Raw genomic sequence first — 14,936 nt, forward strand, 5'->3', positions numbered from 1 at the left:
TGGTTACCAATTGGTAAACGCCGCTCCGAACACCATATCTCTGACCGAAAGGCCCTCCGCCATGAACGCCCCTGTTGTGACCCGTTTCGCCCCTTCTCCCACCGGGTTCCTGCATATCGGCGGGGCGCGGACCGCCCTGTTCAACTGGCTCTATGCGCGTGGCCGGGGGGGTAAATTCCTGCTGCGCATCGAAGATACCGACCGCGCGCGTTCCACCCCCGAAGCGACGGCGGCGATTCTGCAGGGCATGTCGTGGCTCGGCCTCGATCATGATGGCGAGATCGTGAGCCAGTTCGAGAATGCCCCGCGCCACGCGGAAGTCGCGCAGGAGCTGCTGGCCGCCGGCAAAGCCTATAAGTGCTTCGCCAGCCAAGAAGAAATCACCGCCTTCCGCGAGGCGGCCAAGGCCGAGGGGCGCAGCACGCTCTATCGCTCCCCGTGGCGCGATGCCGATCCGGCCAGCCACCCGGACGCGCCTTATGTCATCCGCATCAAGGCGCAGCTGGAAGGCACCACTGTAATCCGCGATCAGGTGCAGGGCGATGTCACCATCCGCAACGACCAGCTCGACGATATGATCCTGCTGCGCTCGGACGGCACGCCGGTCTATATGCTGGCCGTGGTGGTGGACGATCACGACATGGGCGTGACCCATGTGGTGCGCGGGGACGATCACCTCAACAACGCCGCTCGCCAGATGATGATCTATGAGGCGATGGGCTGGGACGTGCCGGTTTGGGCGCACATCCCGCTGATTCACGGCGCGGATGGCAAGAAGCTGTCGAAACGTCACGGCGCCTTGGGTGCGCAGGAATATCAGGTGATGGGCTATCCTGCGGCGGGCATGCGCAACTACCTCGCCCGTCTGGGCTGGAGCCATGGGGATGACGAATTCTTTACCGATGCACAGGCGCAGGAGTGGTTCGATCTGGACGGCATCCGCAAAAGCCCCGCGCAATTTGACCTGAAAAAGCTGGAAAACCTCTGCGGTCAGCATATCGCACAGGCCGATGATGCCGCGCTGCGGCGCGAGATCGAAGCCTATCTTGAAGCGGCAGGAGAGCCCGCGCTGACCGAAGGTCAGGCCGAGGGGTTGGAACGGGCGATGTACTGCCTCAAAGATCGCGCGAAGAAATTCCCCGAACTGCTTGAAAAAGCGGCCTTTGTCTTGGCCGATCGCCCGATCACCCCAGATGAGAAAGCGGCAAAGAATCTCGATACGGTATCCCGTGGCATACTGTCGGAATTGACGCCGCAATTGCAAAATGCTAGCTGGAACAAAGAAACGCTGGAGGAGGTACTGAACGGCTTTGCTGCCGCGCATGACACCAAATTTGGCAAGTTGGCGGGGCCGCTTCGGGCGGCTTTGGCCGGCAGGGCAGTCACCCCATCGGTTTTTGACATGATGTTGGTGCTGGGGCGCGATGAGACCCTTGCCCGACTGACGGACGCCGCGGCCTGAGTTTTGGTCACCACTTCTTTGGGCGGCAGGTATAACTGAACGGGACAGCCCCATATGGGGCTAGGCCCAGACGGCGGGGGCATCTCCGCAGCCTACATTCGGGAAGGGATTTCATGACCAATAACAATAAAACCGCAACGCTGACGATCGACGATCAAAGCTTCGATTTGCCGATTCACAGCCCCACTGACGGGCCCGATGTTGTCGATATCCGCAAGCTCTATGGGCAGGCGGGTGTCTTTACCTATGACCCGGGCTTCACCTCGACCGCGGCTTGCGACAGCACGATCACTTTCATTGATGGTGACAAAGGCGTGCTGCTGCACCGGGGCTACCCGATTGAGCAGCTGGCCTCGAAGTCGCATTACCTCGAAGTCTGCTACCTGCTGCTTTATGGTGAGCTGCCCTCCCCCAAGGCGCTGGAAGATTTCGAGTGCTTGGTGACCAACCACACCATGCTGCACGAGCAGATGATGAACTTCTTCCGCGGCTTCCGTCGCGATGCGCATCCGATGGCGATCATGGTGGGTGTGGTTGGCGCAATGTCGGCCTTCTATCACGACAGCACCGACATTAACGATGAGCACCAGCGTGAGGTCGCCACGATCCGCCTGATCGCCAAGATGCCAACGATCGCGGCGATGGCCTATAAATACACCATCGGCCAGCCCTTCGTCTATCCGCGCAACGATCTCGACTATGCATCGAACTTTTTGCGCATGTGCTTTGCCGTTCCGGCCGAAGAGCATGAGGTCAACCCGATCCTCAGCCGCGCGATGGACCGGATCTTTACGCTGCACGCCGACCACGAGCAGAACGCCTCGACCTCGACCGTGCGTTTGGCGTCGTCTTCCGGTGCGAACCCCTTCGCCTGTATCGCCGCTGGTATCGCCTGCCTCTGGGGTCCGGCGCATGGTGGTGCGAACCAAGCCTGCCTTGAGATGCTCAAGGAAATCGGCACGCCCGATCGCATCCCTGAGTTCATCGCCCGCGCCAAGGACAAGAACGACCCCTTCCGCCTGATGGGCTTTGGCCACCGCGTCTACAAGAACCACGACCCGCGCGCGACCGTGATGAAGGAAAGCGCCGACGAGGTTCTCGAACTGCTGGGCGTGGAGAACAACCCGATCCTCCAGGTCGCGAAGGAGTTGGAGAAAGCCGCGCTGGAGGATCCGTATTTCGCGGAGAAGAAGCTTTTCCCGAACGTGGATTTCTATTCCGGCATCATCCTCGAAGCGATGGGCTTCCCCACGTCGATGTTCACCCCGATCTTCGCGCTGGCGCGGACCGTGGGCTGGATCTCCCAATGGAAAGAGCAGATCAGCGATCCGCAGCTCAAAATCGGCCGTCCGCGTCAACTGTACCTCGGCGAAGACAAACGCGATTACGTCGATATCGAGAACCGCTGAAGCGACCTTCAGAGACCATGCAAACGCCCCGGATTTCCGGGGCGTTTCGCGTTTCTCCCGCCAGTTCCTGAAATACCTATGATTGAGGTTGTTGACCCTAGGGCAACAATGGCGGCGCCGGTGGGGCAACTGATTCCGCGCGCCCGAATCGCGAAAACCGGTGCCCTTATATGCACTGTCAGCAATGGCGTGAAAAATCAGTGAATGTTTCCAAGCGTTTTGCCGGTCGCGAAACACCGGAGCCGAAAATACGGCCAAATTACGGCACTGTTTCGCACCTCGTGACAATGCCCCCGCCCCGCTTGACGGGATTCCCCCCGCGGCGGTAGCCTCCTTTCACGATGTCTTTTCGGGGTGGGAAGGGCATCATTGTGGCACTGCCGAAGGGGTTCGCTCTTTCGCAGTCCGGCCGGCGTCCACCCCATTGTAGACGCCCAGCAGTACAGCCGGGCCGCGACGAGAGGATGCAGGATGACCGCAACGGACCGGACCAAAGGGCTTCGCTGGGACTGCGCCACCGGTCTGACGCCGGCGAAGGCCGACGATGTCCCCGGCCCTCAGGGTGCGCTCGTCCCCGATACATTGCATGACTGCGACCAGATCGCCGTGGTCTATGACAAGGGCCAGACCCCGCCGCGCATCACCATCGCGCAGGTCTCGAACTCGGTTCACACGGTTTTGGCGGATGGCGTCGCTGTGGCGGTGGTGGCGCGGGCCAATGGCCCGGCGCCTTCGGCCAGCGATGTGCTGCTGGTCGAGCGAAGCTGCTAGCGCTCAGCGCCCCTGAAACTTGGGGCTGCGCTTTTGGGTAAAGGCCGTCACCCCCTCGGCGAAGTCCTGAGACTTGCCGCAGCGGCCCTGCGCTTGGGCCTCCAGCGAGAGTTGATCCTCAAGCCCATTGTCCCATGACGCGCGGATCGCCTTCTTGGCCTCGGCATAGGCAGCGGTCGGACCAGCGGCCAATTGCGCGGCTTTGGCGCGCCAATGGGCATCGAATTCCGCATCCGGCACGGCCTGCCAGATCATCCCCCAGTCGTCAGCCTGACGGGCGGTGATCTTATCGGCGAAGAGGGCCGCCCCCATTGCCTTGGCCATGCCCATTTGCCGCGGCAGCGCATAGGTGCCGCCCGCGTCGGGGATCAGGCCAATGCGGGTGAAAGCCTGCATGAAATAGGCGCTCTCGCTCGCAAAGACGACATCGGCGGCCAGTGCGATATTTGCCCCTGCCCCTGCCGCCGGGCCGTTCACGGCGGCGATGGTCGGCACCGGGCAGTTGATGATGGCGCGCAGCAGCGGCGCATATTCTTCGCGCAGCGTTTTCTCCAGATCGGCCACGCCGCCCGCCCGGTCGGCCAAGTCTTGGCCCGAGCAAAAGGCACGCCCCGCCCCCGTCAGGACCACGACCCGCGCCGCGCGCCCGCCCTCGGTCACCGCATGGGTCAGCTCTGCCCGCATCTGGCTGGTGAGCGCGTTCATCTTATCGGCGCGGTTCAGCGTGATCAGCGCGACATCGTCGGTCAGCGCGTAGGTGATCGTTTCATAGTCCATCTTGCTATCCTCGATTGCTTGGCCGCAGCATATCAAAGCAATGTGCCGCTGCCAGTGCAACGGGGCGTCAGCGGTCGAGAATATCGCGCAGGCGGGCTTCTTCCTCTGCTGAGAGGGGCGCTTCGCTTGGGGTTTTGCTGCGGGCGCGGCCGCGCAGATAGATCACGCCCAGCCCCCCCGCCAGCAAGAGCATCAGCGGCCCGGCCCCCCAAAGCAACCAATTGGCCCCCGTCGCCTGCGGGTTCAGCAGGACATATTCACCGTATCGGTCGACGATGAAATCCACCGCCTCCTCATCGCTGTCGCCCGCTACCAGCCGCTCGCGCAGCAAGATGCGCAGGTCACGCGCAAGGCTCGCGTTACTCTCATCAATGCTTTCGTTCCGGCAAACGAGGCAGCGCAGACCTTGGCTCAACTCCCGCGCGCGGGCCTCCAACGCGGGATCGTCGAGCACTTCGTCAGGCTGCACCGCCCAGAGGGGGCTGGCGAGCAGGGTCAGAATCAGCAGCAGCCGTTTCATTCCGCAGGCACCCCCGCCGGTTGCTTGCGCGCACCTGCCGCGACCCGAAAGCGCCGGTCGCTAAGGCTCAGTATCCCGCCAAGCGCCATGAGCGCGCAGCCGATCCAAATCCAATTGGTCATCGGCTTGATATAGGTTCGCACCGCCCAACCGCCGCCGTCCTGCGCATCGCCGATCACCACATAGACGTCCCGCGCGAGGTTATAGTCGATCGCCGCCTCGGTCGTGGGCATCTGCGCCACGGGGTAGAACCGCTTTTCAGGCCGCAGGGTCGAGATCACCGCGCCGCCCTGCGCCAGCGTAATCTCGGCCATGCTGCTGAGGTAGTTCGGCCCCCGAACCTCGCTCACATCCCGCAGGGTCAGCGTGTAGCTGCCCACGTCAAAAGGCTCACCAATCCGGGCCACGCGGATGTCATCCACGGCCCAAGCCATTAGCCCCGCGATCCCGGCCATGGTGACGCCCAACCCGCCATGCGCGGTGGCCTTGCCCCAATCCGCACGCGGCAGGCGGCGCAACCGGCGCAGCTTGCCCGGGCCACGCCCAAGACGCTGCATCACATCCACCACGGTGCCCATCACCAGCCATGCCCCAAGGAACAGGCCCACAGGCCCCAGCAGGCCGCGCCCGGTCTGCATGGCAAAGGCCAGTCCCCCAAGCGCCAGCGCCAGCAGGAAGGCATAGCGCAACGGGTAGAGCGCGCGCATGATCTTGGCCCGTTTCCATGGCATCGCGCTGCCAATCGGCAGGATCAGCCCGAGCGCTACCATGAAAGGGGTAAACGCGGCGTTAAAGAACGGCGGCCCGACGCTGAGCTTCCGGTCCAAAAACATCTCAGCCACCAGCGGCCACATGGTGCCCACGAAGACCACGAAACAGGCCACTGCGAGCAGCAGATTGTTCACCACGAGGGCCGTCTCACGACTCAGCAGACCAAAGACGCCTTTCGCCTCCAGCGCCGAGGCGCGTAGCGAATAGAGCACCAGCGCGCCCCCAGTAAAGACCCCCAGAATGGCCAGAATAAAGACCCCGCGCTCGGGGTCATTGGCGAAGGCATGGACGGAAGTCAGCAGGCCCGAGCGCACGATGAAAGTCCCGATCAGCGAAAAGCCGAAGGCGAGGATGGCCAGCAGGATGGTCCAGCTTTTCAAGCTCTCGCGTTTCTCGACCACGATGGCGGAATGCAGCAGTGCCGCCGCCAAGAGCCAGGGCATGAAGCTCGCGTTCTCAACCGGATCCCAGAACCAGAAACCGCCCCAGCCAAGCTCATAATAGGCCCACCAAGACCCAAGTGCGATGCCGATGGTCAGAAACACCCAAGCCGCCAGCGTCCAAGGCCGCACCCACCGGCCCCAAGCCGCATCCACGCGCCCCTCGATCAGCGCCGCCACGGCAAAGCTGAAGGCCATGCTAAGGCCGACATAGCCGAGGTAGAGAAACGGCGGGTGGAAGGCCAAACCGGGGTCTTGCAAAAGCGGGTTCAGGTCTTGGCCGTCAAAGGGCGGCGTGCCCATGCGCAGAAAGGGGTTCGAGGTGAAAAGAATGAACGCCAGAAAGGCCACCCCAATCGCCGCCTGCACCGAGAGCACCCGCGCGCGCAGGCGCGGCGGCAGGTTGCCGCCAAACCACGCGGCCATCGCCCCGAAAAGCGCCACGATCAGCACCCAAAGCAGCATTGACCCTTCGTGATTGCCCCATGTGCCGCTGATTTTATAGAGCATCGGCTTGGCGGAATGGCTGTTGGCCACCACCAGTTGCAGGCTGAAATCCGAAGTGACGAAGGCCCACATCAGCGCGCCAAAGGACAGGGCGATCAGGATAAATTGCGCCGCCGCTGCCGGTTCGGCCACCGCCATCCAGCCCGCGCGGCCCCGCCAAGCGCCCCACATCGGCACCACCATCTGTACAAGCGCCACGCCAAAGGCGAGCACAAGCGCGAAATGTCCAAGCTCTGTAATCATGGGCCGGACTATAGGGCGCCGACGCCCCCTAAGCCATGGCAAATCAAACCTGAAAAACGGTCAATCGGTCGCAGTCAGGCGCGGCTGCTACGCCAAGCATCAAGGGCCGCATTCTCCGACGGCGCAACCGCAGCGAGGGCCAGACGGCTGTCCGCACCGGTGTCGGCCACCTGAGGGCTATCGGCGCGCATCTCGCGCAAGGCTTCGATATTCTCGACCACCTGCGGCACCCGCGCAATGGTGCCGACGATGGCACGCTGAAACTCCTGCGATTTCACCTGCTGCCGCGCGCCGAAATAGAAAGAGACGATCACCCCCAACAACCACCAAAGCGGCTCGGGCACCAAGGCGATGCCCTGCATCCGTTCGGCGAACCACAGCGGATTGACCATGGCGGTGACGAACAGGCCGAGCGTGCCGAGCGCCAGCATCGGGCGCGGCAGCCGGTTGACCCCATCCATGAAGCGGTCAAAGCCACCTTGCCGCGCTTTGGCGAACTCGGCCCCATATTGCGCCATGGCTTGGCCCTGCACCGCATGGGCGCGCTGCGCCCCGGCCTCGGCATTCTCGCGGAACACTTCGACCGTGTCGCGGATGACGTTCCGCTCACCGCCGAAGATTGTCGTGAAGATACGTTCGATCAGCCCCATTGTGCCACCCTCCTTGCAAAATCTGCGTCGCTCATGTGATACCGCGGGGCGATGAACTCCTCCGCGCGCCGGATCCAGCCGCCCTTGCCCCCTGCCCGGCTGCGCGCGTATTTGCGGCTCGCGGGGCGGCGGTCAGCAAGGCGAAAGTAGTAGTTGCGCCGCGCGATGCCGTAAGCATCCACCAGATGATCCGGGGCGGCCTGCCACGCGGCATGGGCGGCGCGGATCGTCTGCGGCCCGATGGCTCCGTCAACCGCGACCTCCTGCCCCATCTCGCGCAGCAGGTTTTGCAGGATTTTCACCGCGTTGCTGCCAGCGTTGACATACATGTCAAAGACGCTCGGCTGCAAAGGTGCGGGCAGTTCGGCGATGCGCGGCGCGTTGAAGTAATGCCGGACAAAGATATCGACCGCCTGCGCGCGGCTGAGGCGCCGCACATCCGCCACGTCGACCGCCCCATCGCTGGTCAGGTCCAACCCCAAGCGGCGCATGGTGTGGATCGTGACCCCGTATTTCGTCGCCCCGCCGGGGTCATCGGGGTCATTCACAAAGCCGCCCTCGCGGGCGACGATGGCGCTGGCGATCTTACGCACGGACTGCATCGCGGCTCTCCTGTTTTGCATGCAAACAGGCTCCGCCGGATTGGTTAAGAGATGCTCAGGCCCCCGCGCGTTGCGCAGCCATTACCCTTCGGATTCGCGATAAACACCCTGCTCTTTCAGCGCATCCGTCACTTCCTTGGGCATGTAGGTCTCATCATGCTTTGCAAGGATTTCAGTGGCTTCGAACACGCCGCCGACATAGCTGCCGGTGCCGACCATGCCTTGGTTCTCTTCAAAGAGATCCGGCAAGACGCCCGTAAAAACCACGGGGACAGAGGCCCCGCCATCGGTCACGGCAAAGCTGATCTGCTCGCCCTGCCCGCGCTTGAGCGACCCTTCTTCAACCAACCCGCCGATGCGGAACACCTCTGTCGGGCCGGGCGGCTCGGCGATGACTTGGCTCGGGGCGCGGAAATAGTTGATCCCGTCACGCAGCGCATAGCCGATCAGTGCGGTCGACAGGACCAAGGCCACCGCCGCAATGGCGATGATCTGGATCCGGCGCTGTTTCTTGAGGCTCTTCATGGGAAGAGCGGGGCCATCATCAGTCCCTCGGTTTCCGGCAGTCCCAGCATCAGGTTCGCGTTTTGCAAGGCTTGCCCGCTGGAGCCTTTGGTCATGTTATCGAGCGCCGCGACTACCGTTGCCCGCCCAGTCTGACGGTCTGCCACCACGCCGATATGACAGAAGTTCGAGCCGCGCACATGCCGCGTGCTGGGCGCCTCGCCGAAGGGCAGCACTTCGATAAAGGGTTCATCGGCATAGGCTTTTTGCATTGTGTCATAGATCACCTGCGCATCACCTTTGACGTAGCAGGTCGCCAGAATGCCGCGGTTCGCAGGCACCAGATGCGGGGTGAACTGCACCTGCACCGGCCGTCCTGCAAGGGCCGAAAACTCCTGATCGAACTCCCCCAGATGCCGGTGTGTGCTGCCAAGCGCATAGCCGTGATAGCCCTCGCTCAACTCCGCATGCAGCAGGTTTTCCTTGAGCGACCGCCCCGCACCGGAAACGGCGCATTTCAGGTCCAAAATGATATCATCCAGATCAATCACCCCCGCCGCGATCAGCGGGCGCAGGGCAAACTGCCCCGTGGCCGCATTGCAGCCCGTCCCCGCCACCAGCCGCGCGGCGGCAATCTCTTCGCGGTAGAATTCGGTGAGGCCGTAGACCGCCTCTTTCTGCTGCTCAAGGGCGGCGTGTTCATTGCCGTACCACTTGGCATAATCCTCAGGGTCGCGCAGGCGGAAGTCGGCGGAAAGATCGACGATCTTCAGGTCTTTCGGCAGCGCCGCGATCACCTCTTGGCTGGTCTTATGCGGCAATGCGCAAAAGCACAGGTCAATCTGGGAAAAATCGATTTCATCAATCGTGACCAATGTGGGCAGATCGAGGTGGCGCAGATGGGGAAAGACCTCGGCCATGGTCTGGCCCGCCTTGGAATTCGCGCCCAAAGCCTTGATCTGCATAGAAGAATGGCCAGCGATCAGCCGGATGAGTTCTGCCCCGGTATAGCCGGAGGCGCCAAGAATGGCGATGTTCTGGGTCATGGTATGTCCCCTTGTTCGGAACGAAATGTAATTGGAGTTCAGGCGGCGGTGAATGTGATCTGTCGTCGCAGGAACTGCGTCGCGCGGTCGCTCACCCGGGCGGGATCACCAGTGGTCAGAAAAGCCGCCTCACCCGTGCCTGTCATATCAGGATGCCGCTCAAGGTAATCGGCCAAGGAATCCGCCACCAATTCGGCCTGACTGAAGACTTTGACCTGCCCGCCCAAAGCCGCCTGAAAGGCTTCCTGCATCAGCGGATAATGGGTGCAGCCCAGGATTGCCGCATCGGGGTTGGGCATCTTACGCTTCAGCGCGTCGACGTGGCTGCGCACCAGTGCTTCGGCAAGGATCATGTCACCCTCTTCGATGGCATCGACCACCCCGCCGCAGGCCTGCGCTTCGACATCCACACCGATGGCGCGGAAAGACAGTTCACGCTGAAACGCGCGGCTTGCCACCGTGGCGGGCGTGGCGAAGAGCGCCACATGGTTCACCGCCACCTCGCGCGGCGGAGAGTTGTCGCCCCACTGCCGCTCCGTCATCGCCTCAATCAGCGGCACAAAGACGCCCAGCACCCGCTTGTCGCGCGGGATCCACCCCTCTTGCATCCGGCGCAGCGCGGCGGCAGAGGCGGTGTTGCAGGCGAGGATCACCAGATCGCAGCCCGCATCGAACAGCCGCTGCACGGCGGCGCAGGTCAGCTCATAGATGTCATCGGCGTCGCGCACGCCATAGGGCGCATGGGCGCTGTCGGCGAGGTAGATAAAATCCACCTCCGGCAGCCGTTCTTGCACCTTGTTCCAGACGGTCAGCCCGCCCAGCCCCGAATCGAAAATACCAACTGCCATGGTCCGTCGTCACCTGTCGGCTCTATGCCGTTCCTCAAACTCGTAACCGAGGCCCTGATACTGGCCCGGCTTTGGTGACAACTCATAGGTGGCTTTGCGCAGGAAATCCATCATCGCTTTTGCGTCCCCCGCCAGAGGGTCGAGCGTGGCGCGCGGAATGGGCGCGCCGATGGCCACGCGCACGGGCGTATCGACACGGGCGCGGAACTCTTTGATTAGCAGCCCCATGCGCAGGTTTGCGTGCAGGTGACTGGCGATCTGGAACAAGCGGCTGGTGTGGCCGTCAAAGTAAATTGGCACCACAGTGGCGTCAGACTTCGCGATCATCCGCGCCGTGAAGCTGCGCCAGCCGGGGTCCAACGGCTGCGAAAAGGGCCGCGCAGCGGTGCTGACGGTGCCCCCGGGAAAGATACCAATCGCCCCGCCCTGCGCCAGATAGTTCAACGCGGTCCGGCGGGTGGCGAGGTTGAGCGCCAGTGCGGCGCGGTCTTCGGCAAAGCTGATGGGCAGCAGATGATGCGCCAGATCCGGCGCTTGGCTGAAAACCGCATTGGCCATGATGCGAAAATCGCCGCGCGTCTGGCTCAGGATATGGCCCAGCATCAGCCCATCCAGAATGCCGTAGGGGTGATTGGCGATCAGAATGACCGGCCCCCGCGTCGGGATATCCGCCAAAGCGCCGCGCATCACGTCCAGCGTCAAACCACAGCGCTGCACCATCGCATCGAAGAACCCCAGCCCCGCGGCCAGATCGTCTTCGTAGCCTTCGGCCCGTTTCAGCAAGGACACGCGCCCGGTGGTGTTTTCCATCAATCGGATGAGCGCCCTTCCACCCCGGGTTCGGGCGGAATGGGCATAGCTTATGTCACGGGCGTAGGTCACATCTCGGCCTCAGGGTCGTCTTGGCGGACACTTTAGGGCAAAGATGTAACAGCGGTATTACTCCGCCGCCTTGGCCGTGGCCGTGCCGCCTGCGCGGATCACCGCCAGCAGTTCTTCGCGCCGTTTCGCGGCCTTCGCCTCATTGGCCTGTTTGACCGGTCCGAAACCGCGGATTTGCAGCGGCAGTTCGGCCAGCGCCACGATGGCGTCGCGGGTCTGGTCGGTCAGCTTTGGCAGCACCTCGGCCATATCGGCCTCATATTGCTTGATCAACGCACGCTCCATCTTGCGCTCGGCGGTATAGCCGAAGGGATTGAGCGGGGTGCCGCGCAGCCCTTTGAACTTTGCCATGACCCGCAGCGGCCCTTCCAGCCACTGGCCAAACTCGCGCTTCTGCGGACGGCCGTTCGGGCCCATCTTCGAGATCAGCGGCGGCGCCATGTGGAAGGTCATATTAAAGTCGCCGTCGAACTCCGCCCGCGCCTTGTCGCGGCTGGTGATCAGCAGGCGGGCGACCTCGTATTCGTCCTTGTAGCTCAGCACCTTGTGGTAACCCATCGCCGCCGCGGCCTTGACGTCGCGGTCTTTGATCCCGTCGAGCATCTTCGTGTAGCGCTTGGCCAGCTTCTTGTTCTGATACTCCGTCAGATGGTTCTCGCGGAAGGCGATCTTCTCGTTCAGCGACTTGGGCAGTTCCACCACCTTGGGCTGGCTCACCGCTCTAGCGTCCTCGGGGTAGAGCACGGCCCAGCGACCGATCTCGAAGGCCCGTTTGTTGCGCTCCACCGCCGCGCCGTTCATCTCGATCGCCTGCATAAGGCTCTCGAACGTCAGCGGCAGCAGGCCGCGCTGCCACGCGGCACCGAAGATCATCATGTTGGAGAAGATCGAGTCGCCCAAAGTCGCCTTGGCGAGATCAGAGGCATCGAACATCGCCACGTCATCCTTCAGCCGCGCCTCGAGCGCGAGGCTCAGCCGGTCGTAGGGCATCTGAAACTCGGTGTCGCGGGTGAAGTCGCCGGTGATGATCTGGTGCGAGTTCACCACGGCACCGGTGCGACCGACGCGCGTTAGTCCCAGCGTCTTGTGACCAGCAGAGACCACCAGATCCCCGCCGATAAGCGCATGCGCCTCGCCGGTGGCGACGCGGATCGCGCTGATGTCCTCGGGGCGTTCGGCCAGACGGCAGTGGATATGCACCGCTCCGCCCTTCTGGGCGAGGCCCGCCATCTCCATCATGCCAGCGCCCTTGCCGTCAAGCTGTGCCGCCTGCGCCAGCAGTGCACCGATGGTCACGACGCCGGTACCGCCGACGCCGGTGATGACAACGTTATGGGTGCCGTCGATCTCGGGCAACTCGGGCTGCGGCAGGTCGGGGATGGTCAGTTCCGTGGTCGGGTCCTTGCGTATCTTGGCGCCTTCCAGCGTCACGAAGGAGGGGCAGAACCCGTCGAGGCAGGAGAAATCCTTGTTGCACTGCGACTGGTCGATGGCGCGCTTGCGGCCCAGCTCGGTCTCGTTCGGCACCACGGCCACGCAGTTCGACTGCACGCCGCAATCGCCGCAGCCCTCGCAGACGTCCTCGTTGATAAAGACGCGCTTGTCGGGGTCCGGGAACAGCCCGCGTTTGCGGCGGCGGCGCTTCTCGGCAGCGCAGGTCTGGATGTAGACAATAGCGCTGACGCCCTTGTGCTTGCGGTAGGCCTTTTGCACGTTCGGCATCTCGGCCCGTTCGTGGATTTCGACACCCTTGAAGCGTGTCAGGTCTACGTCTTCCTTCTGGTCGTAGACAACCGCGACGTTCTTCACGCCCATCGCCTTCAACTCTTCGACGATGCGGTAGGCGTCAAGGTCGCCTTCGTTGTGCTGCCCGCCGGTCATGGCGACCGCATCGTTGTAGAGAATCTTGTAGGTGATGTTCGTCCCCGCCGCGATGGCGGCACGAATGGCCAGCACGCCGGAATGGTTATAGGTGCCGTCGCCGAGGTTCTGGAACACATGCTCGGTATTCGAGAACGGCGCCTCCCCGATCCAGTTCGCGCCCTCGCCGCCCATATGGGTGAAACCCGTGGTCTCCCGGTCCATCCACTGCACCATATAGTGACAGCCGATGCCCGCATAGGCGCGCGAGCCATCGGGCACTTTGGTCGAGGAGTTATGCGGGCAGCCCGCGCAGTAGTACGGCAGGCGCGCGGCGATATCCTCGGCATTGTCCGAACGGCGCGCCTCGTTCAGCGCTTCCAGCCCGGCGCGGATGCCATCGGTCTCGCGCCCCTCTTCCAACAGAATACCACCGATCTTCTCGGCGATCAGAATGGGGTCGAGCGCGCCACGGGTCGGGAACAATTCCTCGCCATGCTCCATGCCCGCGCCGCCCTTGTGCCAGCCATAGACCCGACGGTGGGTGTCGTTGAAGAGCGCTTCCTTGATCTGGATCTCGATCAGTTTGCGTTTCTCTTCGACGACCACGATCAGGTCCAGCCCATCGGCCCAATCGTGGAACCCCTGCATGTCGAGCGGAAAGGTCTGGCCGATCTTGTAGGTCGTGATCCCCAGACGCTCCGCCTCGTTCTCATCGATGTTCAACAGGCTCAGCGCATGTACCAGATCGAGCCAGTTCTTGCCCGCCGCGGCAAAGCCGATCTTGGCGCCGCGCTTGCCCCAGACGCGCTTGTCCATCTTGTTGGCATGAGAGAACGCCTCTGCCGCGAAGCGCTTGTAGTCGATCATCCGCGCTTCTTGCAGATGCGGCGTGTCGTTCAGACGGATCGAAAGCCCGCCATCAGGCATGTCGAAGTCAGGCGTGATCAGCTTCATCCGGTTGGGATCGCCGTTGACCACGCTGGTCGCTTCCACCGTGTCCTTCATAGTCTTGAGACCGACCCAAAGACCCGAGAAACGGCTGAGCGCCCAGCCGTAAAGCCCATAGTCGAGGATTTCCTGCACACCTGCGGGAGAGACCACAGGCATATAGGCATCCACCATGGCCCATTCGGACTGGTGCAGCACGGTGGAGGATTCGCCGGTGTGGTCGTCACCCATGGCCATCAGCACGCCACCATGGGGCGAGGTGCCCGCCATGTTGGCATGGCGCATCACGTCGCCGGTGCGGTCCACGCCCGGCCCCTTGCCGTACCACAGGCCGAAGACGCCGTCGTATTTGCCCTCCCCGCGCAGTTCCGCCTGCTGACTGCCCCAAAGCATGGTCGCCGCGAGGTCTTCGTTCAGCCCCGGCTCGAAGCGCACGTTGTAGTCAGTCAGGAACTTCTGCGCGCGCTGCATTTGCAGATCCACGCCCCCCAGCGGGCTGCCCCGGTAGCCGGTGACATAGCCCGCGGTATTCAACCCCGCGGCGCGATCCCGTGCCGATTGCATCATCATCAGCCGGACCAGCGCCTGCGTGCCGTTCAGCAGCACCGGGCTTTTATCGAGGTCGAAACGGTCGTTGAGTGAAATCTTTTGCGTCGTCATGGCGGGCCCTCCCTAGCACGTCAGTCTTGCATG

13 protein-coding genes are annotated in these 14,936 nt (G+C 62.9%); 3 read left to right on the forward strand and 10 right to left on the reverse strand.

Features of this window, described 5'->3' with window-relative positions:
- The first annotated feature begins 61 nt into the window (after nt 1-61).
- The 3 genes from gltX (at nt 62) to ACGYK9_RS02515 (ending at nt 3,642) form a co-directional block, all read left to right on the forward strand.
- The gene (gltX, locus tag ACGYK9_RS02505) at nt 62-1,462 is read left to right on the forward strand and encodes a glutamate--tRNA ligase (protein WP_394408184.1); all 1,401 of its coding nucleotides are present in this window, start codon (nt 62-64) and stop codon (nt 1,460-1,462) included.
- A gap of 113 nt (nt 1,463-1,575) precedes the next feature.
- Entirely contained in the window at nt 1,576-2,871 is a 1,296-nt protein-coding gene (locus tag ACGYK9_RS02510) for a citrate synthase (RefSeq protein WP_271691449.1), read from the forward strand.
- 471 nt (nt 2,872-3,342) lie between these two features.
- Nucleotides 3,343-3,642 (forward strand): hypothetical protein, encoded by a 300-nt coding sequence (locus ACGYK9_RS02515; protein WP_209217667.1) that lies wholly within the window; start codon nt 3,343-3,345, stop codon nt 3,640-3,642.
- A 3-nt stretch (nt 3,643-3,645) separates the two neighbouring features.
- On the opposite strand, the gene ACGYK9_RS02520 is transcribed toward ACGYK9_RS02515, so the two are convergent.
- From ACGYK9_RS02520 to ACGYK9_RS02565, 10 genes are all read right to left on the reverse strand, one after another.
- Nucleotides 3,646-4,419 (reverse strand): enoyl-CoA hydratase-related protein, encoded by a 774-nt coding sequence (locus ACGYK9_RS02520; RefSeq protein ID WP_394408189.1) that lies wholly within the window; start codon nt 4,417-4,419, stop codon nt 3,646-3,648.
- Nucleotides 4,420-4,486: 67 nt separating this feature from the next.
- Complete coding sequence (locus ACGYK9_RS02525; RefSeq protein ID WP_322327616.1) at nt 4,487-4,939, reverse strand: cytochrome c-type biogenesis protein; 453 nt, start codon at nt 4,937-4,939, stop codon at nt 4,487-4,489.
- The gene (locus tag ACGYK9_RS02530) at nt 4,936-6,900 is read right to left on the reverse strand and encodes a heme lyase CcmF/NrfE family subunit (protein ID WP_394408193.1); all 1,965 of its coding nucleotides are present in this window, start codon (nt 6,898-6,900) and stop codon (nt 4,936-4,938) included. The genes ACGYK9_RS02525 and ACGYK9_RS02530 overlap by 4 nt, the downstream gene beginning before the upstream one ends.
- Nucleotides 6,901-6,974: 74 nt before the next feature.
- On the reverse strand, nt 6,975-7,550 hold the full coding sequence (locus ACGYK9_RS02535) for a holin family protein (protein ID WP_394408196.1): 576 nt from the start codon (nt 7,548-7,550) through the stop codon (nt 6,975-6,977).
- Complete coding sequence (locus ACGYK9_RS02540) at nt 7,541-8,152, reverse strand: holin-associated N-acetylmuramidase (RefSeq protein WP_394408199.1); 612 nt, start codon at nt 8,150-8,152, stop codon at nt 7,541-7,543. Before ACGYK9_RS02540 ends, ACGYK9_RS02535 begins: the two co-directional genes overlap by 10 nt.
- Nucleotides 8,153-8,233: 81 nt before the next feature.
- The gene (ccmE, locus tag ACGYK9_RS02545) at nt 8,234-8,677 is read right to left on the reverse strand and encodes a cytochrome c maturation protein CcmE (protein ID WP_394408202.1); all 444 of its coding nucleotides are present in this window, start codon (nt 8,675-8,677) and stop codon (nt 8,234-8,236) included.
- A complete protein-coding gene (gene argC / locus ACGYK9_RS02550) occupies nt 8,674-9,702 on the reverse strand; it encodes an N-acetyl-gamma-glutamyl-phosphate reductase (RefSeq protein WP_394408204.1) in 1,029 nt (342 codons plus the stop codon). Before argC ends, ccmE begins: the two co-directional genes overlap by 4 nt.
- Before the next feature lie 38 nt (nt 9,703-9,740).
- On the reverse strand, nt 9,741-10,550 hold the full coding sequence (gene murI / locus ACGYK9_RS02555) for a glutamate racemase (RefSeq protein ID WP_394408207.1): 810 nt from the start codon (nt 10,548-10,550) through the stop codon (nt 9,741-9,743).
- A gap of 9 nt (nt 10,551-10,559) precedes the next feature.
- Nucleotides 10,560-11,432: a lysophospholipid acyltransferase family protein gene (locus tag ACGYK9_RS02560; RefSeq protein ID WP_394408210.1), complete on the reverse strand. Its 873-nt coding sequence runs from the start codon at nt 11,430-11,432 to the stop codon at nt 10,560-10,562.
- A 57-nt stretch (nt 11,433-11,489) separates the two neighbouring features.
- Nucleotides 11,490-14,903 (reverse strand): indolepyruvate ferredoxin oxidoreductase family protein, encoded by a 3,414-nt coding sequence (locus ACGYK9_RS02565; protein WP_394408213.1) that lies wholly within the window; start codon nt 14,901-14,903, stop codon nt 11,490-11,492.
- Nucleotides 14,904-14,936 lie beyond the last annotated feature (33 nt).

This window comes from Sulfitobacter sp. 1A15258 (assembly GCF_043557045.1).
Classification (GTDB): domain Bacteria; phylum Pseudomonadota; class Alphaproteobacteria; order Rhodobacterales; family Rhodobacteraceae; genus Sulfitobacter; species Sulfitobacter faviae.